The 21241-nt window shown below is 60.0% G+C and carries 20 protein-coding genes; 7 read left to right on the plus strand and 13 right to left on the minus strand.

Annotation, left to right across the window (positions count from 1 at the left end):
- Window positions 1–201: 201 nt before the first annotated feature.
- Window positions 202–1287 (minus strand): PstS family phosphate ABC transporter substrate-binding protein, encoded by a 1086-nt coding sequence (locus tag BLS41_RS30700; RefSeq protein ID WP_083380253.1) that lies wholly within the window; start codon window positions 1285–1287, stop codon window positions 202–204.
- Window positions 1288–1601: 314 nt separating this feature from the next.
- Between BLS41_RS30700 and BLS41_RS30705 the strand changes: the two genes are divergently transcribed.
- Together BLS41_RS30705 and BLS41_RS30710 are read left to right on the plus strand one after the other, a co-directional pair.
- Window positions 1602–2285, plus strand: a complete 684-nt coding sequence (locus BLS41_RS30705) for a response regulator transcription factor (RefSeq protein ID WP_074771473.1) — start codon at window positions 1602–1604, stop codon at window positions 2283–2285.
- Entirely contained in the window at window positions 2263–3621 is a 1359-nt protein-coding gene (locus BLS41_RS30710) for a sensor histidine kinase (RefSeq protein ID WP_074771474.1), read from the plus strand. The genes BLS41_RS30705 and BLS41_RS30710 overlap by 23 nt, the downstream gene beginning before the upstream one ends.
- Before the next feature lie 73 nt (window positions 3622–3694).
- On the opposite strand, the gene BLS41_RS30715 is transcribed toward BLS41_RS30710, so the two are convergent.
- From BLS41_RS30715 to nhaR, 7 genes are all read right to left on the minus strand, one after another.
- On the minus strand, window positions 3695–5272 hold the full coding sequence (locus tag BLS41_RS30715; protein WP_083380163.1) for a rhodanese-like domain-containing protein: 1578 nt from the start codon (window positions 5270–5272) through the stop codon (window positions 3695–3697).
- A 3-nt stretch (window positions 5273–5275) separates the two neighbouring features.
- Window positions 5276–6445 (minus strand): acyl-CoA dehydrogenase family protein, encoded by a 1170-nt coding sequence (locus BLS41_RS30720; protein WP_074771476.1) that lies wholly within the window; start codon window positions 6443–6445, stop codon window positions 5276–5278.
- Between the two features lie 89 nt (window positions 6446–6534).
- Window positions 6535–8190 carry an ABC transporter substrate-binding protein gene (locus BLS41_RS30725; protein WP_216350634.1) on the minus strand — a complete coding sequence of 552 codons (1656 nt, stop codon included), beginning with the start codon at window positions 8188–8190 and terminating at the stop codon, window positions 6535–6537.
- An 89-nt stretch (window positions 8191–8279) separates the two neighbouring features.
- Window positions 8280–9524: an acyl-CoA dehydrogenase family protein gene (locus tag BLS41_RS30730; protein WP_083380164.1), complete on the minus strand. Its 1245-nt coding sequence runs from the start codon at window positions 9522–9524 to the stop codon at window positions 8280–8282.
- A 32-nt stretch (window positions 9525–9556) separates the two neighbouring features.
- The gene (locus tag BLS41_RS30735) at window positions 9557–10729 is read right to left on the minus strand and encodes an LLM class flavin-dependent oxidoreductase (protein ID WP_074771477.1); all 1173 of its coding nucleotides are present in this window, start codon (window positions 10727–10729) and stop codon (window positions 9557–9559) included.
- Between the two features lie 240 nt (window positions 10730–10969).
- Window positions 10970–11836 carry a LysR substrate-binding domain-containing protein gene (locus BLS41_RS30740; protein WP_074771478.1) on the minus strand — a complete coding sequence of 289 codons (867 nt, stop codon included), beginning with the start codon at window positions 11834–11836 and terminating at the stop codon, window positions 10970–10972.
- 173 nt (window positions 11837–12009) lie between these two features.
- Entirely contained in the window at window positions 12010–12906 is an 897-nt protein-coding gene (nhaR, locus tag BLS41_RS30745) for a transcriptional activator NhaR (RefSeq protein ID WP_074771479.1), read from the minus strand.
- Between the two features lie 143 nt (window positions 12907–13049).
- On the opposite strand from nhaR, the gene BLS41_RS30750 reads away from it, so the two are divergent.
- Window positions 13050–13541, plus strand: coding sequence for a CBS domain-containing protein (locus tag BLS41_RS30750; RefSeq protein ID WP_074771480.1), 492 nt, complete (start codon window positions 13050–13052; stop codon window positions 13539–13541).
- Window positions 13542–13635: 94 nt separating this feature from the next.
- Window positions 13636–14613 (plus strand): Tim44 domain-containing protein, encoded by a 978-nt coding sequence (locus tag BLS41_RS30755; RefSeq protein WP_074771481.1) that lies wholly within the window; start codon window positions 13636–13638, stop codon window positions 14611–14613.
- A gap of 93 nt (window positions 14614–14706) precedes the next feature.
- Here BLS41_RS30755 and BLS41_RS39230 read toward each other — a convergent pair whose 3' ends face one another.
- Together BLS41_RS39230 and BLS41_RS30760 are read right to left on the minus strand one after the other, a co-directional pair.
- Window positions 14707–14847 (minus strand): hypothetical protein, encoded by a 141-nt coding sequence (locus BLS41_RS39230; RefSeq protein WP_171910354.1) that lies wholly within the window; start codon window positions 14845–14847, stop codon window positions 14707–14709.
- Between the two features lie 47 nt (window positions 14848–14894).
- Window positions 14895–15479, minus strand: coding sequence for a DUF308 domain-containing protein (locus tag BLS41_RS30760; protein WP_074771482.1), 585 nt, complete (start codon window positions 15477–15479; stop codon window positions 14895–14897).
- 231 nt (window positions 15480–15710) lie between these two features.
- Here BLS41_RS30760 and BLS41_RS30765 point away from each other — a divergent pair, with 231 nt between their 5' ends.
- Entirely contained in the window at window positions 15711–17192 is a 1482-nt protein-coding gene (locus BLS41_RS30765) for an HD domain-containing phosphohydrolase (protein WP_074771483.1), read from the plus strand.
- Window positions 17193–17385: 193 nt separating this feature from the next.
- Here the strand turns inward: BLS41_RS30765 and BLS41_RS30770 are convergent, their stop codons facing one another.
- Genes BLS41_RS30770 through BLS41_RS30780 form a run of 3 tightly spaced genes read right to left on the minus strand, consistent with a single transcriptional unit; the run spans window position 17386 to window position 19418 of the window.
- On the minus strand, window positions 17386–18000 hold the full coding sequence (locus tag BLS41_RS30770; RefSeq protein WP_074771484.1) for a hypothetical protein: 615 nt from the start codon (window positions 17998–18000) through the stop codon (window positions 17386–17388).
- Between the two features lie 48 nt (window positions 18001–18048).
- Complete coding sequence (locus tag BLS41_RS30775; protein WP_074771485.1) at window positions 18049–18822, minus strand: molybdopterin-dependent oxidoreductase; 774 nt, start codon at window positions 18820–18822, stop codon at window positions 18049–18051.
- Between the two features lie 2 nt (window positions 18823–18824).
- Window positions 18825–19418 carry a cytochrome b/b6 domain-containing protein gene (locus tag BLS41_RS30780; RefSeq protein WP_074771486.1) on the minus strand — a complete coding sequence of 198 codons (594 nt, stop codon included), beginning with the start codon at window positions 19416–19418 and terminating at the stop codon, window positions 18825–18827.
- Between the two features lie 432 nt (window positions 19419–19850).
- Between BLS41_RS30780 and BLS41_RS30785 the strand changes: the two genes are divergently transcribed.
- Together BLS41_RS30785 and BLS41_RS30790 are read left to right on the plus strand one after the other, a co-directional pair.
- Complete coding sequence (locus BLS41_RS30785; protein ID WP_074771487.1) at window positions 19851–20417, plus strand: carboxymuconolactone decarboxylase family protein; 567 nt, start codon at window positions 19851–19853, stop codon at window positions 20415–20417.
- Window positions 20418–20569: 152 nt separating this feature from the next.
- Window positions 20570–21241, plus strand: coding sequence for a peroxiredoxin-like family protein (locus BLS41_RS30790; protein ID WP_074771488.1), 672 nt, complete (start codon window positions 20570–20572; stop codon window positions 21239–21241).

Here is a 21241-nt window from a genome sequence, read left to right on the forward strand (position 1 = left end):
AGAAAATGTGATCCCGCGCAGGCATGCGGAGAAGCGGATCAGGCAGACCCGCTTGCTACGGTCGAGAGGAAGCTTTGCGAAATGGACGGTAAGGTTTAATGAGGTAATCGCGCATGACAGGTCCGGCTTCAGGCGTGCAGCATCTCTACGCTAACGATGTGTCGATAGCGCAGAGCACTGCATTAACAGTGAAAAATTGGACTAAGGCTTGCTGAGTAGCTCGACTTTCTCAAGCTCTGCCTGTCTACTCGCGTCTGACAGCGGCAGGAAGCCGCCCTCCTTATCCCGCTCTTTCGCAATAACGGCTTGCCCCGGCGCGGAGAGTGCGAGTTTCAGATAATCGATTAGCCACGGCGCAACTGGATGCCCAGGCGCTTTATCGATATATATATGAAGATATGCCGTCAATGGATAGCGGTCTGCAGTCAAATCCTGCTGGCTCGGTATTGCGTACGGCTGCCCTTCAGAAGCGGCGAGGGGCAATAGCCGCGTGCCCGGTACTTTTTCCGCATTGAACCAACCCACAAATCCAATCCCATAAGGGTCCGCCGCTACCGCGCGCATCACTTCCGCCGCAGTCGGCAACGCCTCGTAGTGGCTCGAAAACGGTAGACCGTCCAGATGGGCGAGTCGAAACGCAGTAGCAGAGCCACCATCGTCAGCCAGGCCATAAATATGAATCTGACGTGGCGCCTGCTTCGAGTCAGTGCTCAACTGCGTCCATTTCGTGATGTCGCCACGCGGCTCTCCCGTCACCAGTACCTGTCTCAACTGAGTCAGCGTCAGACCGGGCAATGGATTGGCCTGATTGACATAGACAGCCGGAGGCGTTTTGAACGATGTCCTCGGCCCCCATCCTGCGTAACCGATTTTTATATCGACCGGCTCATAGCCGTGCGCATTCCTGAAGTTAGTGCGATCGGTCGGCCAGATATCGCGGCCCATTGGAGCAAAAGCACTGATACCGCTCGTCAATGCGGGAATCGCCGTGGATGAGCCCTTCAGGTATAGCTTGAATCGCAAGTCAGGATGTGTTCTCGAAAATAGCGTATTGAATCCTTCAAGAACCGACTCCATTCCGTCGTTTCCGACGACCTGGATTGCGCCGGACGTGTCGATGTAATTGGCCGGCGGTTGACGAAGACCATTCGTTTCCTGCTCCGCGGCGTGACCAGACACAGCAGGAATACTAACCAAGACGTAAAGCAATGAAGACAGGAAAAACCGGCAACGTCGCGGAGCTATCCCTTCTGCCCCCTGGTTGAGAGTGTGTGAACCGAATTTCATGGAAGCGGGTTTGTGCCGTAGAATGAGAATTGTTCGCATTTATATATTAAAAATGGATTTTTTGCAATTTCCTCGAAAAATCAAAGAGATGAACGGGGTTTAATGAATTATTTTTAATGTTTGTTGCTGATTTTCTGGTCACAAACCTGCTTGGCGCCATCTTGGGCGATGCTCGCAAGCCCGACAATCGCAGGGGAATTCGCGTCGGTCCGAGCATAAAAACCCGCCGGTGCGGGCGATGTTCCCGGGCCACAAAGGTGACCGCCGACAGTGTTTTTTAACCACCGCCCCGCCAAATCTGAAGAGAAAGCGTGATGCCAACAGTACTCGTCGTCGAGGACGACGCAAAGACACTTCGTGAGATCAAAGTCGCGCTGCAGGATCACGGCTATGCAGTCGAAACGGCAGATACCGGTCCGCAAGGAATTGCGCTTGCCAGTTCACAGGCGTTCGATGCGATCGTTCTCGACCGCATGCTGCCCGGTGGTATGGAAGGTCTCGATGTGCTGCGAACATTGCGCAAGTCGTCGACGACGACACCCGTGTTGATTCTCAGCGCACTGTCAACAGTCGACGAGCGGGTCAAGGGACTGCGCGCCGGCGGCGACGATTACCTCGTGAAGCCATTTGAATTTATTGAGCTGACCGCACGTCTCGATTCGTTGGTGCGCCGTACCCAACCGCCGCCCCATGAGCCGGTGTATCGCATCGGCCCGCTTACCGTCGACCTGATCAGTCGCGCCGTTGTGTACGCGGGCAATGAAGTCGAACTATTGCCGCGTGAGTACCGGATTCTCGAGTATTTGCTCCGGCATGAAGGACAGGTCGTCAGTCGTACGATGCTGTTCGAGGCGGTCTGGGATTACCGGCTCGCAGAGCGTACCAATGTGATCGACGTGCATATCAGCCGGCTGAGGAAAAAACTCGATCCGACAGGATCGGCTCCGATCATTCACACCGTTCGTGGTTCCGGTTATGTCCTTCGTGCGCCTGATTGACCTTCGACGCACCACGAGCTTCCGGCTCGCGGTCGTCTTTCTCGGCATCTTCGGCGGAATGTCGATGCCGTTGTTCGCCTATCTGTACTTTTCAATCACCGGTTTTGAAACGCAACGCGTGGACGACTGGTTGGGTCGCGAATACGTGGCGATGCAACGGAGTTCCCCTGAGAAACTGGCCGCGCTTTTTACCGTACTTCGTCAAAGCGACCCGGATTATCAGCGGCCTAACGGTCTGTTCAAAAATGATGGGCACTTTGTTGCCGGTGCGATCACGACTTTGCCCAGTCAGATTCCCTACACGGGAAAGCCGTTTGCAATCCGTTTGCAGGATGGGCCGATCAGTCAGACGGCTCGATGCATTACCGCAGAACTCCCGCACGAGTACCTTGCAATGCGTTGCCAGAATGCCCATGAACTGAATAGTTTCAACGGTGGCCTTCTCAAGGTTCTGCTTGTCGGAGCATTTGTTACTTTGAGCGTCGGATTGATGGGCGCGGCTTTCATCGGCCTTGGCTCGCTTCGACGACTGGACGCCGTAACGGCATCGATCAAACAGATCGTCGCGGGAGATCTGTCGCAACGTCTGCCGACGCATCGACACCACGACGATCTGGATAGTCTCGTACGCGTCGTCAACGGCATGCTCGACGAAATCGAGCGGCTGATGAATGAAGTAAAAGGTGTTTGCGATGCAATCGCACATGACTTGCGCACCCCGCTGACATCGATGATTGCCGGACTCGAAAGAGTACAGCGTCGCGCTTTGACAATCGACGACTTCCGTCAGGCTCTCGACGACGTGTTCATCGACGCGACGGGCATGCTCCGTACATTCAATGCGCTACTGCGAATCTCGGAGATTGAAAGCGGTGTGCGCCGCGAGTCGTTTCTGTCTCTCGATCTCGCCTCAGTTTTGAAAGACGTGTACGAGTACTACGAGGCGTCCGCAGAGGAAAAAGGCCTGACATATCGATGCGAAATCGAAGAAGGCGGCAGTTTCGAACTGGATGGAGATCCGAATCTGCTATTCGAAGCCTTCGCCAATCTCATTGAAAATGCCATCAAGTTTTCTCCCGAACGTGGATCAGTGACGATCCAGTTGGCGCGTCGTCATCGTGGCATTCACCTCGCTGTTCAGGACAACGGGCCCGGCATTCCCGAGAGCGAGCATAAAGCGGTGTTACAGCGTTTCTATCGCGGCGAGGCCAGCCGCCATACGCCGGGCAACGGACTTGGCTTGAGTTTGACGAGCGCGGTCGCCACGATGCATGGAATGATTCTGGCGTTCGATCGGGTCAAGGCGGGTTGTCGCGTGACGTTGAGTACAGTTTGACATCAACCAGTGCGATGTAGTCTGCCAGGAACGACGATCCGATGACGTGCTCCCGGCCGTCGTACAAAGATGACTACTTCAGAGGGCGAAACTCCTTGATCTCATCATCATCGAGTTGCGCGAGTAGCGCGGTCTCCCAACTGAGATATTCGCGCGCCGCCGCCTTGTTGCCCGCGTGGCGGTCGTGAGTAAAGAACAGATAGTCAATTCTCTGCGCAGGAGAAATCGCTTCTGCACCTGTACTCTCGCTTTCACCCGCTTTCCGCCATGCTTCGAGGCCGCCTGAAAGCACGGCAAAGTCATACCGATTCGCGTTAGGCAAATCGGCAATCGCCCACGCGGCTATACGCGCGTCATCTGCCACTAGCGTGATCGCCGGTTTGCACTGCTGGAGTACAGCCGCGAGTCGCGAACGAATTGACCATATGCTGCCGGGAATGTGTCCTTTGATCCATGCCGCACTCGCACGTAAATCGATCACCGACATGTCGCCATTCGCCAGCCTTCGAGCAAGCGTCGGCGCGTCGATTTCGGGTAGCAGGTGGGTCGCGAATGGAGCGTCCGCAGGCAACTCCAGTCCGCTTTCCAGTCCACCGTCGAGCACGAACGCCGCGTGCCCCAACTGACGCAGCCAGCTTGCGGTGACAGCCGCGCGTATCCCGTCATCGTCGAACAACACGATGCGTGCATGGCGAACGCCGATGTACTGATCGGTGGCCTGTTGCAACTGGCCGCCGGGCGCGTGCTGCGCGCCGCGCAAGCTTCCCTGCGCGAACTCTTCGGGCGTGCGTACGTCGCATAGATAGACGGAGTGCTCGCCCGCGTCAAGCCAGTCGCGCACCGTTGCCGCACTCACCCACTCCACGCCCGCACGTTCTGCCAACGCACGCGCGGCCCTCACACGCTCATCGCCGGGCTGCACGTTCGCAGGATAAGGACGATGCTGGCCGTGTTCCAACGAAAGATCGTCGAGAAACCAGCCTTGTGTTCCATTCGCCAATGCATAGACGGGATTGCCGATCCCAAGATGCCGCAGCGTCTGCGCACCGATGATGCTACGCGTGCGCCCCGCGCAATTGATCACGATGGGTGTGTGCTGGTCCGCAACGATCGCGTCGATCCGGTAAGCAAGCTCGCCGTTCGGACAACATGAAGCGCCCGGAATATTCATCGCATGAAACTCGCTGACGGGACGCCCGTCGAGCACGACCGGCGGATGCGCCGAGCGCTGCCATTGCGCGAGCGTCAGTGCGGACACATGCGGCGTGCCCGCAATCTCCTCGACCAGTTCACCGAACGCCTTCGACGGAACGTTGACGCCCTTGAACAGCACGAAGCCTGTCTCGTTCCATGCCCGCGTTCCACCGTCGAGCACGTGAACATTCGTGTAACCGATTTCCCGCAGACGGTTGGCGGCTTGCGCGGCCGGATTGTCGCCGTCGTCATAGACGACGATGCGTGCGCGACGATTCGGCGCGAGGCGGCCGACATCGCGTTCGAGCATGCTATACGGCAGCGGCACCGCGAAGAACGGATGACCTTCGCCATACTGTCCGTGTTCTCGCACGTCGAACAGCGCGATTTCATCGCCATCATGCAACCATCGTTTGAGCGTTTGCGCGGAAACGCGCGGCATTGACTGAGTGGGCATGCGTCAGTATCCGTAGTCGATGGGCGGAGCTTGCCCGTTCAGGTTGTAGTCGCCGATCGCGCGGTATTTCCACGCGGCCGGATCATGCACGGTATGGGTACGCGCGTTGCGCCAGTGCCGGTCGAAGTTGTGCCGACGCAGCGTAGTCGAGGCGCCGCCCACGTCGAACAGCGCCTGCGCCGCATCCAGCGCCGCTTCGGTCGACATGACCTTGGCTTCGGCAGTCGCAATCGACGCATCGACGGCCGCCTGCGCGATCACGTCCGGCGACGCGCCGCCAAAGCGCATCTGCGCGGCCACGTCGATCTTCGCAGCCGCGCGCGCGACAAGTGCGCGAGCCGCGCTGACCTGCGCGGCGATCGAGCCTATCGTGTGCAGGATGTACGGATCGTCGGCGGCTCGATCTACGCCGCTTTCGCGCACGGGCCGCACGCCTTCGCGTATCCACGCAGCCGCATCGTGCAGCGCCGCCTGCGCAATGCCGATTTCGATTGAACAGTGAATGATCTGCGACGCCGCGCCGGTATGATGCCGCTCGGTTTTCCAGCGATCCGTGCGCATCACTTCATCCGCTTCGACACGTACGTCGATCAGTTCCGTCGTGCCGCTCAACGTGCCGCGCTGACCCATGCCGTCCCAGTCGTCATGGCGGACAATGCCAGCGCGTTCGGGCGGCAGCACGACGAGCACGCTGTTGCCATCGGGATCGAGCGCCGTCACCTTCAGCAGATCGCCGATCAACGCGCCCGTCGAATAATGTTTGACGCCGTTGAGCCGGTAGCCCTCGGCGTCGCGACTGAGCGCCGTGCGAACCTCGCCGCGAAAACGTCCGCCGCGTTCAGCCGACGCACCGCCGATCAGTTCACCGCGCGCTACGCGACCGAGCAGACGGGCCGCTTGCGACGGTGGCGCCATCAGCAACGTCCGTTCGACGAACACGAAATGCGGCAACAGCGCCTGCGCGACGCTCGAATCTCCGCGCGCCAAAGCGACGACGACGGTCGAGAGATCGACGATCGTGCCGCCCGCGCCGCCATATTGGCGAGGCACGCGAATCGCGCCGATCCGCGCCGCGCGAATCGCATCGAAGGCCGGGCGGTTGGCGGTTCCGCGTTCGTCCCATGCGGCGGACTCGGCTGCCAATTCGATGGCCAGCGTTTCGGTGCGAGCCATCAACTCTTCAGAGCACAGCGTTTCATTTTCAGTTTCGGACGAGTTCGCAGACGCGGTATCCAACGCGGAATCAATAGCTGGCATCACGATTACCCCTGCAAATAAGCATCGGCGAGCGTCGAGTAAAACAACATCGGCCCTTTTCGCAGCCCCTGAAGCCTGCTCGAATAAAAGCCGAAGAACTTCAACTCCAGAAGATTGATCGACGGCACTTCGTTCTGTACAAACTCCTGCAACTGTTCGATCAGCACTTTGCGTTTCGCGACATCGCCCTCTTCCTGAATCCCTTCGATAATCCGGTCCATCTGCGGATTCGAGTAGCTCGACGCATTGCTCGACGGCACGCCCTGCTTGATGTTCTTGCTCCAGAACCTGCGCGTCACGCCGATCTGCGGATCGGGGTAAGCGGAATACCACATCGACGCGGTATCGAAATCGCGGTCCGTGTACAGCTTGCGAATCACGCCCGCGAGATCGAGATTGACCAGCGTCACCGCGACACCGATGTTGCGAAGCTGCTGCCGCATCAGTTCGGCCGCGCGCAGATAGACGTCGCCATAGGACACTTCGGTGACGTGGTCGATGCGTAGCCGCACGCCGTCGGGTCCGCGCTTCAGACCGGCTTCGTCGAGCAGTTGCTCGGCTTTCTTCGGGTCGAACTCGTACTGCGGCAAGCCGGCCTTGAAGAACTGTTTCTGATAACTGGGCACGCAACTCTGCGCGACATCCGCGAGCCCGTACCAGACAATGCGCGCCATCGCCGCACGGTCGATTGCGTGCGCGAATGCCTTGCGCACGCGAATATCGTCGAACGTCTTGCGGCGATAGTTGAAGTCGAAGAAGAACATCGGCGCGGGCGCCTGCCAGCCGACCGTATCGAGCACGAGCTTCGGGTTCTTCTGCAAACGCGCCACATCGCTTTCCGGCACCGGATTATTGGCCGCAAAAGCAAGCTCGCCGTTTTCCAGCGCGATCGCACGCGCGGCGGCGTCCGGCACGGTCTTGAAGATGATGCGGTCGAGATACGGCTTGTCGTCCTTGCCCGACGCTCCCTTGTCCCAGTAGTTCGGATTGCGCTCCAGCGTCACGTGGCTGCCGCGCACCCATTCCTTGAACATGAACGCGCCGGTGCCGATCGGCTTCGCGTTCCACGGGTTGGTCAGCGGATTGGTGCCTTCGTAGAGGTGTTTCGGCACGATCTGCGTCTCCGTGCCGAACAGCACAGCCCACAACACCGGCGAGGGTCCAGTCAGACGAAACACCACCGTATGCGCGTCGGGCGTATCGACACCGATCACCTTGGCGAGATTCGACGCGCCGCGCGGATGCGTTTTCTTCACGACATTCAATATCGAATACTCGACATCCGCTGACGTGAACGGCTGACCGTCGTGCCAGGTCACACCACGGCGCAAATGAAACGTGATCGACTTGCCATCGGGCGCCGTGGCCCACGACTCCGCCAGTTGCGCTTGCGGACGATACTCGTTGTCGTAGGTCAGCAGGCCGTCGAAGATGTTCGCCGAAATCACCACGGCGGGGCTCGAAATATTGATGCCCGCCACGAGTCCCGCCGGTTCGGGCGTGACGTTCGCGAACAACGTGCCGCCACGCAAGACAGATCCGGGCAACGCGGCAGCCAGTTTCTGTGCTGCCTCGGCGGGCGACAGCAAGCCGGCGCCAGAACCGGCCAGCATCAGTTGCAGCATCTGGCGACGGTTGAGATGTCGCAAATCGAAAGTCATGGAGGGTCTCGAAGCGGAATAAGCGGAGTCGATCGATGACTCGCGGGATCGAAGAAAAACGCAGCATTCGGAATGCGCTGCGGCCGGAATCAATACGAAAAAGTCAAAGGCGGCGGCGCATGATTGACGACGTAGTTGCCGACCGCGCGACACTTGTAGGCGACCGGATCGTGCGTGGTATGCGTGCGGGCATTGCGCCAATGACGGTCGAAATTTTGCGCACGCGTGGTCATCGCGGCGCCGCCTGCGTCGAACATGGTCTTCGTGACTTCGAGCGCGGCTTGCGTCGACACGATCTTGGCCTGCGCGGTGGCAATCGAAGCAGCCACTGCCGCCGCATGCACATGCTCGTCGGCGGCTCCGGCGAAACGGCTGTCGGCCGCGATATCCAGTGCGATCGCGGCTTCGTCTACGATCGCTTCGGCTGCATGAATTCGCGCGGCGATGCGACCGATGGTGTGCAACACGTACGGGTCTTGCGACGCGGAATCGATGCCGCTTTCCTTCACGGCCCGCGCACGATTTTTTGCCCACCATGCCGCGTCGGCGAGCGCGGCCTGGCCGATGCCGACTTCGATCGCACAGTGAAGAATCTGCGCGGCCGCGCCCGTATGATGCGGCCGCGACAGCCAGGGCTGCATGCGCATGACTTCGTCCGTATGGATGGGCACGCTGTGCAGCAGCGTCGTGCCGCTCGCCGTACCGCGCTGCCCCATGCCGTCCCAGTCGTCGATTCTCTCTATGCCGACGCGATCGGCAGGCACCAACGCGGCAACCATCTCGCCGTTTTCATCGAGCGCGCGAATCTTGAGGACATCGGCGTACAACGCGCCGGTCGAATAATGCTTGACGCCGTCGAGCACGAAGTGACCGTTAGCACTTCGCAAACGCGTCGCCATTTCGCCTCGAAAACGGCCACCACGCTCCGCGGCCGCCGCGCCAAACAGCGCGCCGTTCGCGGCCAGCGGCAACAGACGCCGCTGCTGCGCAACACTGCCCATCAACCGCAATCGCTCGATGAATACGAAATGTCCAAGAAAGGCCTGCGCGACGTTTGGGTCGCCTTTAGCGAGCGAGATAAAAATGCGTGCGACGGTCTGCCAGTCAGCACCCGCGCCGCCGAACTCGCGAGGCACCCGCAATGCCGTCAAACGCGTATCGCGCAACGTCTGCATCGCCGCGAACGGCAGTCTGCGCTCGCGATCGGCCTGCGCGGCTTCGGCGGACAATCGCTCTGACAACGCAACGGCTGCGTCAAGCAGCGCTTCCACTTCTGGTGCTTCCGGCACCGGTGGCTCCGCGTGCAGCACGGGGGCTTCGAATAATTCGCTCATGCAATGACTCTCCGCTGTTTGACGTGATCGGCTTAGAGGCGCAATCCGGCCTGTTTGAGCAGCGGCAATACCGCTTCGCCGAAATACGCGAGGTCGGGCTCGAAGTCGTAGAACGTCAGTTGCAGACCGTCGCAACCGGCCTGCTTCAGACGCCGGATGTAATCGACGATCTGCTCCGGGCTGCCGATCAACTGGATGTTGCCGCCCACCGCTTTCTGATCCCGCTGATGTCCGCGAAACGCGTGGCTGTCCCGTTGCTGTGCTGATGCGAAGAAGTTGTCGACGGCCACGCGGTCCTGCGCGGCGACGATCGCATCGTGATACGCCCAGGCTTCGCGCTCGGTCGGCCTGCAGATCACCATCGGATTGATCAGCGTGCGTAGCGTCCTGCCCTGAGCGGCGGCGGCAGCCTTGATACGCGCGCAGTGCGCGGGCAGCACGTCGAGCGCGGCTTCGATCTCGGCGCCCGCCGGGCTGGTGATGAACACGAGGTCCGAATGCCGTGCGGCGAACTCGATCCCGGCGCCCGAGCCCGTCGCGTTCACCAGCACCGGACGGCCGAATGCCGGACGCGGCGACACGTACGCGTTTTCGCTTTGCCAGTAGGCGCCGCGTAAATCGACGTTGTCGTCGCTATGCCAGTACGTCTTCAGAAAACGTACGAACTCGTCGGCCATCCGGTAACGCTCGTCGTGCTCGATCTGCGGATTACCAAACATGCGCGCGTGACTTTCGAGGTTCCCCGTCACGACGTTGATGCCCCAGCGTCCACCCGTGATGCTGTCCAGCGTTGCGCCGAACTTCGCGAGATGCAGCGGATGCCACGGCCCGTACAGCACGTGAATGGTCGAGATCAGCATGATGCGGCTCGTGACGCTGGCGAGCGCGGCGGTCGTCACAAATGGATCGAGGCTGTCTTCGCGATAACGGATATCGCCGCCGTGACCGCTTTTCGGATTCCACTGCGCGAGCCCGAACACCAGGTCGAGACCGAGCGCCTCCGCTTGCAGCGTCAGCGCCTTGTTGTAGGCGAAGTGCCAGTCGGTGCCGCGCGGCAGGGTCGACGGACTCCAGCCGCCGTTCTGGATCGGCAGGAACAGGCCCAGCATGAACGGTTGCGCGAAGGCAGCGGCAAGCGGGCTGCCCGGCAGATCGGCGGGCGAAACGTCGGGCAGGTTCGGCGTGGGGTTGGGTAGTGGGCTCATGACAGGATCTCGCGCTCTGAACGCTTCAGAATGCGTGGATGCTATTGGCAGCCCCTCAACCGCCGGAACCATCTATACGGAATATCTTTATGAGTCGGACAGAGATTGCACGGTTTCCGCACGCCTTCCCGCAATGAGAACAACGCACATCTCATTGAAACAACTGGTATTTTTTAAATCGAGCGCAGATTTTCGCAAGGCCGGACAGATCGGTTTTGCTTATGTATTTTCTGGCCGCACTTAATGATCGAGCCTGCGTCCGGGCAAAACCTGCGACAACAGCTCAAACGCCTGGCGCACCAGCGGATTGGCGCTGTGCGGCCGAATCCACAGGTAATAGTCGACATCGGGCAAACGCGGCAGGCCGTCCTTGTCGCCCAGCACCCGCATCTCCGGTCCGAGCAATTCGATGCTGCGCGCGGTGACGCCGAGTTGCGCGCGAATCGCCGCTTTCACGCCCAGCAGGTTCGACGCGATGTACGCCTCGCGCCAGCGCACCCGCGCGGCATCGAGCGCTTCGATGGCCAGTTTGCCGAAGATGCTCGGCTCATCGGCGAGCACGAGCGGAATCGGTGCCTGCGGTACATGCTTGTATTGGGACGCGCAAATCCACACCGTCGGCGATGTGCGCAACAGCAGCCCTTGCAGCGTGGCGTCCCCACGCGTCGACAGGGTCATGTCGATCTCGCCGCGACGCAGCGCTTCCATCAGAAACGGACTGCGGCCGACATCGAGTTCGATCCGCAAGCCTGGTGCCCAACGCGCGATGTGCGCGAGGATCGGCGGCAGCAACGTATCCGAGACATCGTGCGGCGAACCTATTCGCAGCACGCCCGCCTGTGCGCCACCTACCAGCGACTGCACGGCTTCGTCGTTGACGCGAAGCAGTTCCCGCGCATGACCGAGCAGTTGCTGGCCGCCTGCTGTGAGCGGCTTGTTGCGCCCCTCTTTCTGGAACAGCGCGATACCCACCAGCGCTTCGAGCCGTTGCATCTGCTGGCTCACTGCTGCCTGGCTGCGCCCGATGCGCACCCCGGCTCCCGCGAAGCTATGCGCGTCGGCGACCGCCACGAAGGTGCGCATCAATTCGAGGTCGAGGTTTTTCATCGGCGGATCATCGGCAGAAACAGAAATTCTGATGTTCTTGCGTCGCAAGGGTACAAAGCAGCGAAGCGAATCCCAACCAATCAATTGAGCTTTGTTTTTCTTGCTGCTTGCAGAAGATGAAAGCGGGAAGCAACAGAACCGCGCACGCTCAAGTGCGCAGGATCACCGGCTCGTCAGACATTGAACAGTTCGCTGCGGGCCGCATCCATGATCATTGCCACGGCCGGATGGCTGATCCGGCGCTCAATTGAAATGGCAAAGAACTCTTCGACAATCGTGTCGATATGCCCCAGCGTGACCAGCGCGTGTTCCGCCTGCAACTGACTTTCGAGCACGGCCGGCGCGAACAGCACCCCGCGACCTTCGCGGGCGAACGCCATCGACATGGCGCCGTCGTCGAATTCGCCGACTACACGCGGCGATATCGCATGCGACGCCAGCCAGTGATCGAGCTTGCGGCGCACGGCGGACTCCATGCCAGGGAGCAGCACAGGCAGCCGCGCGAGCGACAACGGAAAGCGCCCGTTACCGCCCCGGATCAGCGCCTTGGTGCCGAAGCAGGCCAGCGTCGAGCGGCCCAGGCTGTGGTTGAACGCCTTGATATTGACGTCCGCCGGCAGCGGCGCGTCGGCAATGATCAGATCGATACGATGAACGGCGAGTTGCGCAAGCAGCGCATGCAGATTGCCTTCATGGCAAATCATTCTCATAGAGGCGGACGCGCTCAATGCGGGTTCCAGCAGCCGGTACGCAATCGCCTTCGGAACGGAATCCGCAATGCCGACCCGGAAGCGGGTTTGCGCACCGCCCTCGCTTTCGCGCCGCACGACACTCTCGAGCTCCGAGCCCAGAGAGAAAATCTCGTCGGCGTAATCGAGCGCGAGACGCCCCGCATCGGTCAGTTCAAGGCCTCGACCGCTTTTTCTGAAGAGCTTCCGGTCCAGCGCCTCCTCCAGCAATTTGATCTGACCGCTCAAGGTTTGCGGCGAGATGTGCAACTGCTCGCCCGCCCGAACGATGCCTCCCGCGCGAGCCGCGACCCAGAAATAATGCAGATGCTTGAAATTCATTGCCGCTCCAATCTGCCAACACTACGAATTAACCGAAATATTAACGTAGAAAATACGAATTTTACGTTTTGTCAGGTTCGCGTAGATTGAAGCCTCGTTTCCGCGATTCGCGGGAAATCAACGATCAGCAACGGAGGCGGTTTATGACGACGGTTGCACATTTTCTACGTTCAAAGGCGACCGGAGCCGTATGGTCGACGCAGGCATCCGCATCGGTCTACGACGCGATTGCGACGATGGCGCATCGTCAGGTCGGCGCACTCATCGTCGTCGATAACGGGCGCGTGGCAGGCATCATCACCGAGCGGGACTACGCGCGAAAAGTGGTGCTGCGAGACCGTTCTTCGCGTCAAACCACGGTGCGCGACGTGATGTCGTCGACTGTGCATTACGTCGGTCCCGACCATACGACAGAACACTGCATGGCGCTGATGACCGAGCATCGCATTCGTTATCTGCCGGTTATCGATTGCGGCCAGGTAGTTGGAATGATCTCGATCGGCGACCTGATCATGAACGTGGTTTGCGAGCAGGAAAACACCATTCAGCAGTTGGAAAACTACATCCATGGAAACGGATTTACGCCCGTTTCAACGCGGCCTCATTCGACAGTGAGCGCAAGTATGGGCGGTTAAGTTCATTACCGTTCGTAAGCATGGTTGCGACGACCATCGCCTGGGAAACACGTGAAAGCGGTTGCTTTCCGACTTATCTATCGACGAGGCTTTTATGTTTACGCAGATCATCACCCGCCTACGACAGGCGGCCGCAACGATAACGCGCGGTACGGCGGCACTCGGATTGGCTGGGCTGCTTGCGTTCGGCGCGGCAATGTCCACTGAAGCCGAAGCGAAACGCGTGGGAGGCGGCCAAAGTATCGGACGCCAGTCGCAATCGGCAGCACCTTCCACGCAGGGGCAGCGCAGCCAGCAGGCACAACCTGCACAGCAGTCCGCAACAGCGCCAGCCGCTGCTGCGGGTAATCGCTGGATGGGGCCGTTAGCGGGTCTCGCCGCAGGGTTAGGTATCGCGGCTTTGCTTTCGTCGTTCGGACTGGGGGCCGAACTCGCGCAGATGTTGTCGAATGCAGTGTTGATCGGACTCGCCGTGTTGGCCGCGGTGATGCTGTTCCGCTTTATCGCTGCACGGCGCCGTCCGCAATTCGCGTATGGGCACGGCGCCTCCAATCGGCAACAGGCGAACGGCTCGCATGAGCCGGATCGGAACTGGCAGCCGGGTACGGCGCCATTGGCCCGGACCTGGGGGCAGACGGCAGCCGGACACGCTCAGACAACGGGCAATCCATACGCAACCTATCTGGCGAGCGATGCCGGCCGCGAAGAGTTGCTGGTATCGGCGAAAGAACTTTTCTTGCGCCTTCAGCGCGCATCGGATCTTAACGAACAAGGCGATCTGTTCGAGTTGACGACGCCGGAGATGTTCATGCGTCTGAAGCAGGATCTGGAGATACGGGGTCGCTCGACGGGCATGACCGACGTCACACAGCTTGAAGCCGAACTGCTGGAAACGGTCACCAGTCAGGAAGAAACGGTAGCCAGCATCCGGTTTCACGGCTACATGCGCGAAGACGATGCACCTACGGCTGAGCCGTTCCAGGAGATCTGGCACCTGCTCAACAGCGCGACGGGCGATAGGTCATGGCAACTCGCAGGCATTGAGCAGATTAGAGGAGAGCGGAAGCGTTGATGGTTGCACACGCGCGAGTACCGTAGGGTTTCTGCACTCGTGGAAACCATGACCAAAGCGCTGCGAATCGCTTCGCAGCGCAATCCCCTCGAACTACTGTGCGATCAGATTACCGCTTTCAAGGCTGCTCTCGACCAGCGTCGGCAGGTGATCGACAAAACCGGTCGGCACATTCAGATTCAGATAAGCCGATCGAATACTGGAAAACGCGTTGCCGGACCAATGCGGCGTCACTGCACGTCCAGATTCCCCGCTATCAAAACAAATTCAATGTCAGCGCTTTAAGGAACCGACGCAAACTTGCGTCGAAGCTGGCCCGCAGACAGCCACAAAGCGGAAACAAGAAAATAGATCGCCCCTACCCCTGCGTACCCCGCCACTTTGACGATGGCGGGCGGCACCGACGCATGCGCCTGTGCGATAAAAAGCACACCCGCCAGCGCTGACTGGCCGCCACTCAGAATCATTGCCCATTGCGCGCCAAAATACTTCCTGCGACGAACAGCGGTGGCAAGCTGAAGCAATCCGGACATCACGGCCCAGACTCCGAATACATCGAGCACCGAGTTTGTATCGACGTGCAACACGACGATTACCGCAATCGCTATCGCCAGGCTGGCGAAGACGTTAAAAGCCTGAGTCGAATTTTTGCGCATTCCACCGCTACGCGACATATCGACGTAATTGGCGAGCGCATCCCATAACGGATAAACAACCAGCAGTGCGGCTCCGATCGCCGTGACATGCTGCCCGACGATAAGTGCAAGCGCGACCCAGATCACAGAGAACGCAGCACGCGTAAAGTAAAAATACTTGAGCCACCGTTCATCCTGAAGACGAAGGGTTTCGGAAAGATGAGCAGCCATTGAAGCTCCTTGAGGATTTTGCCGATCGCGTCGCCTGATGCGACGCGCCACGCTCCTGCTGCAATGACCTGTCGGCGGAACCGCGCGGGGATCATCGGGACAAGACGTCTGCATGGGTACAGATGATGGCATCCGGCTCGCGTTGCCGGCATCGGTCAAATGACCGATGCGTTCCAGAAGGTTCGCGTATAGTTGGCGTTCTGTTCGACCCGCACTGATCCATTCCTTTCGATGACCGACGACAACGTCCCCCTGTCCGCGGTGCGCGTGTTCGATGCTGTGAAAGCCCTCGCCTTCATCGGCGATCTAAGCATGGGACAGCCCACCGGCCATTCGCTACGCACTGCATGGCTTGCGACACGCCTCGCCGAAGCATCCGGGGTAGACCCAACTACGAACGACGCGGTCCGCGAAACTTCGCTGCTGCGCTGGTCGGGTTGCACGGCAAACGCAGCGGGTTTCGCCGATGTTTTCGGTGACGACATCGCCATCCGTATTGCAATGCTTGAAGACCGCCAGGGCTGGGCCGAGCCGCTCAACGCGCTGGGTGGAGCAGGCGCGGTGCTTGCTCCGCTCGCGCAAATCCACTGCGAGGTCTCCGGCGAAGTCGCCCGCACGTTGGGCCTTGCGCATTCGACAGAAACGGCGTTGCGGCGCATCTTCGAGTCGTGGGATGGACACGGACTGCCCGCTCACCACGCTCGCGAAGAAGTGCCGACAGCGGTACTCATCGTCGCGCTTGCCGGCGACATGGAAACGTTTAGCCGGACCTATGGCATCGAGCGCACGCTCGATCTGATTGCGCAGCGCGCCGATTCACGCTATCCGGCACAACTCGTCGAGACGGCAACCCGCAACGCGGCGCGCTGGCTCACGGAACTGGAGCAGGCGTCCGCCGCCGACATAGACGCCATGCTGACGACATCCCGTATGCAACAGGACACCGATGTCGAATTGATCGCCGACGTCATCGATCTCAAGCTGCCGTGGATGACAGGCTTCTCGCGCGCAGTCGCCGCGACCGCCGCGGAATGTTGCGCCCGGCTCACGCCTGATAAATCGGCACATGCACGCGTTTATCGCGCGGGCTTGGTTCACGGTATTGGCCGTGCATCGGTGCCCAACCGGATCTGGAATACGAACGAACGTTTATCCGAAAGCGCATGGGAAAAGGTCAGGCTGGTGCCGTACTGGACATCGCGCGCCGGCAAGCAGGCCGGCGCACTCGGAGAAGCGGCCGAACTCGCATCGTATGCGTACGAAAGGCCGGACGGATCGGGCTATTTCCGTGGAGTGCGCGATCAATCGCTGACGCTCGAAGCGAACGTGCTGGCGGCATCGGTAATGTATGTCGCGTTGCGCGCGGTCCGTCCGTGGCGCGCGGCCTTCTCCGCCGACGAAGCCGCACGACACTTGCGTGACGAGGCCGCACGCGGCCGTTTAAACGCCGAGGTGGTGAATGCGCTGCTGTCCGACGATGCTATCGTCGTCAAACGGCCGGTGAGCAGCACGTCGCAGAGTGTGCGATTGACGGCGCGCGAAATCGACGTGCTGCGCGTTATTTCGCGAGGCGCCAGCAACAAGGAAGCTGCACGTGAATTGACGCTCAGCCCAAGCACGGTTCGCACTCATGTCGAAAATGTGTTCCGCAAGCTCGAATGCTCGTCGCGCGCAGCGGCGACGCTGAAGGCGTCGACGCTGGGGCTGCTTTGACGATCGCGCTCGCGCGCCAGACTGGTCGATGAAGGCGGCGCGCAACGCACGCCGCCAATCAAGCCATAGGTCGTGCGCGGCGTGCGGGTGAACTCTCCGGTGCCATGGCTGGTACATGACCAGTACGCTCAAGCCGTGCAGCAACCACTGCCACACGACGTTCACCTGAGTCACGCTGCGACGCCGAAGCCGATTACATCGGCGGTACGACGCCGTCCTTTTCGACCACGACAAATTGCGCGTCATGTGCTCCGCCGTTAGCCGGGACCGCGACGACAAACACCTTCTTGCCCGCGATCAGATCAGCCCGCGTTGCAGGCGCGAGCGTCACGACCGGCGCACTGGTCGGCACCGTGACCGTGTTGCTGCCACCCTTGTACGAAAGTTTCAGATCGCGTCCGCTCGTGCCCTCGACAACCGTGTCGACATTGGCATTCGTCATCGAACTGTTGGCGCCGAGATCGTAGGCATAGTGCCCCTCGCCCATTCCGCGCGCGGCTTCGGGGAACACCAGCACTTCCCTCGCGGTCAGTTTGCCGTCGGGACCGGGCATGGCTGCCGCCCCGACATACGAACCCGGTTTGATATCGGAGAGCTGGATTGTCTTCACTGCGCTGACCTTCGACGCGTCGGTCAAGGTAAGCGTCACGGTATCGCCGCTACGGCGATGTACGGTCAACGCATTGCCCGACAACGACACGATATCGCCGCGGATACGCTCAGGCTTTATCGCGGGAGATTGTGCAAACGACGCGCTAGCGAGCGTGAATGCGACGAGGGAGGCAGCAAGCTTGATACGAATGGACATAAACGCTCCGTTGATTTGAGGGGATAAAGCTGTTGGCGGGCTGGCGGATCACGATCCGCCGAACCAGTTGTAGCCCTGGTTTTCCCAATAGCCGCCGGGAAATTCGTTGGTCACGGTGATGGCGACGATATGCTTCGGGTTCTTGTAGCCAAGCTTGGTCGGCATGCGCAACTTCATCGGGAATCCATACTTCGGCGGCAACATCTGGTCGTCGAAGGTCAGCGTTAGAAGCGTCTGAGGATGCAGCGCTGTTGGCATATCGATGCTCGTCCAGTAGTTGTCAGCGCAATGCAGCGCGACATATTTCGCCGTCGTATCCGCACCGGCCATCGACAGGAAATCGGAAAAGCGCACTCCGCCCCACTTGCCGATAGCGCTCCAACCTTCGATGCAAATATGCCGCGTAACCTGACTGCATTTCGGCAATGCATCGAGTTCAGCCAGCGTCCAGATGCGCTTGCCTTTGACGAGACCTGTCAGTTCGAGCCGGTAGGTCTGTGCATCGATGTCCGGCACCTGATCGATGTCGTAAAACGCGTTGAACGGGAAAGGCCGCGTGATCATCGACTCTGGATAGGTCGGCGCAAGCCTGCGTGGGTCAAACAGCAGCGCCTGCGCACCGTCATTGAACGAGGAGATGGTGCGCAACAGCCGGTTCACCGACTTGTCGTTTGTCAGATCGCAGCCGGACAACAGGGCCAGGCCACCGAGCGTCAGCATGCGCTTGCCGAACAGGCGGCGCGAAGCCGAACCCAGTTCTTTTTGCGCGTCCTTGATGATGGACGCTGCGTCGGGCATCCGCTTATCTTTATTCGACGTCATCGTTATCGTCCCCGGATCATGGTGAGTAAAGATCGCGGCACTAGCGCGACCATGACGACGTGTATCGCGAGAAAACCCGTCAGTACGCTCATCGCAATGAAATGGACGATGCGCGCGTTGTCGAAGCCGCCCATTAGCGTGCGCAGAACAGGAAACTGCACCGGCTTCCAGATCGTCAGGCCGGACGCGATCACCAGCGCAAGGTCAGCAATGACGACGAGATATGCGAGCTTCTGCACGGCGTTGTACTGACTGGGATCACGGTGGCTGAGTTTGCCGCGCAGTGCCGCGACGAGATCGGTTGCAACCGCGCGAATCGTGACGGGGAACAGGGTCCGGCGCAGCCGCCCAGTAATCGATCCCAAAACCAGATACGCGAAGAAATTGGCAACGAGTATCCACATTGCGGCGAAGTGCCAGAGCAGCGCGCCTCCTAGCCAGCCACCCAGCGTGATCGACGCAGGAAACCGGACGGTCTGGAATAGGGGCGACGCCTCGTAGACCTGCCAGCCACTCATGCACATGAGAACCACGGTCGCGGCGTTAATCCAGTGAAACGTGCGAACCCATACGGGATGAACGATTGCGTTGTTCAAAGCGATCTCTTCGTAGCCAATGTAGGAAGTGCGCTGCGGCCATCGGCGAGCGCAGCCAGATGCAGATCGCTGGTTCAACTGGAATTGCCGCTGTCATGCCGGGGCACTATCTGGTTGGGCGCATGCGACTGGTATGAACGCAAGGATCGCAAGGAAGGCGTTGCCACGGTATCGGTCAAATGACCGATGGGCAGGTGGTCGGAAGGCACTGGCAGGACACTGGGGATTTTCGCTGGCGATGTCACTTGCGAGCGCAGTAAGGTCGCGTGGGTACCTCCGCTTCGGAGATCCGCTTATTCATGGAGAAGCAGCCCAGTTCAATCCTCTTCGCTTTATGCCTGCCAGGAATGACTGTTATCGACGGCGCCTGCCTTCTTCGAAAGGAGGCCAAACTTCATCATTTGCTCACCGTCAACCAACAGGAGCAAAACGATGAGCAACTTCCAAACCTACACGATCGATAACGCACCGGCCGCTTCGAAGGCCGTCCTCGAAGACACGAAGCGGGCCTTCGGCTTCGTTCCCAATCTTCAGGCGCATATGGCGGAGTCGCCCGCGCTGCTGGCCGGTTACTCGGCGCTGTGGGACCTGTTCTCGAAGAGCACGCTGACGCCGCACGAGCAGCAGGTCGTCTACCTGACCTCGAACTTCGAGAACAACTGCCACTACTGCATGGCCGGTCACAGTACGCTGGCGAAGATGATCAAAATGGACGCCGGCGTGATCGCCGCGCTGCGAGCCGGCACGCCGCTGCCCGATGTAAAACTCGAAGCGCTACATCATTTCACGACGCTCGTGGTGCGTGAACGGGGCTTCGTTCCCGACGCCGATGTCGACGCATTTCTCGCCGCGGGCTACACCCGTCAGAACGTCCTCGAAGTGATTCTGGGCGTGGCGACGAAGGTGATGAGCAACTACACCAACCACATCGTTCACACCGAACTCGACGGTTTCATGGCCGGCAACGAGTGGACCAAACCAGTCGCTGTCGCTGCCTGAGATAGGACTGACCCAGCGCCTGCGTCGCACGACCGATAAAGGCATCGGCTGCGGCCTGGCGCTCGACCTGACTACCACAGCCGAATTGGCTCGCAACGCAGAACGCAGCCTGAATCTACCGATTCCTCTATTCCTCTCAACGGAGAACACCCATGTCACTGCAAGACAAACTCGACGCATTCCGGGCCAACTTCAAGGCGGGCAAGCCGCCATTCAACGCGCCTCCGGAGATTCACCCGGTGATGGAACGCGCCACAGCCGAGCTGATTGCGAGCGGGCAAGCGGGCCGCGCGATCAAGGCTGGCGACCGCGCACCGCATTTCAATCTGAAGGATCAGAACGGCAACGATGTGTCGTCCGCAGCGCTGCTGGTGAAAGGACCCCTTGTCGTGACGTTCTATCGCGGCGTCTGGTGCCCGTACTGCAATATCGAATTGCAGGCGATCAATGAAGTTCTGCCGCAGATTCAGGCCTATGGCGCGAATGTCGTGGCGATCTCGCCGCAGACAGCAGTCAACAGCCGCAAGTCCGTGCGCACCAACGAACTCGGCTTTCCGGTGCTGAGCGATGTGAACGGTCAGACAGGCGCCGACTTCGGCTTGCGTTTCGCGTTGCCCGACTATCTGGTCGAGTTGTACAGGAACCTGAAGAACGATCTGCCGGCGTTCAACAACGACCCAGGCTGGACCTTGCCGATGCCCGCGCGCTACGTCATCGGACAGGATGGCATCGTGCTGTATTCCGAGGTCAACCCGGATTACACGCGTCGTCCTGACCCGTCGGACATGTTTCCGGTTCTGGAGAAAGCGACGGCCAACGCCTGA

The sequence above is a fragment of the Paraburkholderia fungorum genome (genome assembly GCF_900099835.1).
Classification (GTDB): Bacteria; Pseudomonadota; Gammaproteobacteria; order Burkholderiales; family Burkholderiaceae; genus Paraburkholderia; species Paraburkholderia fungorum_A.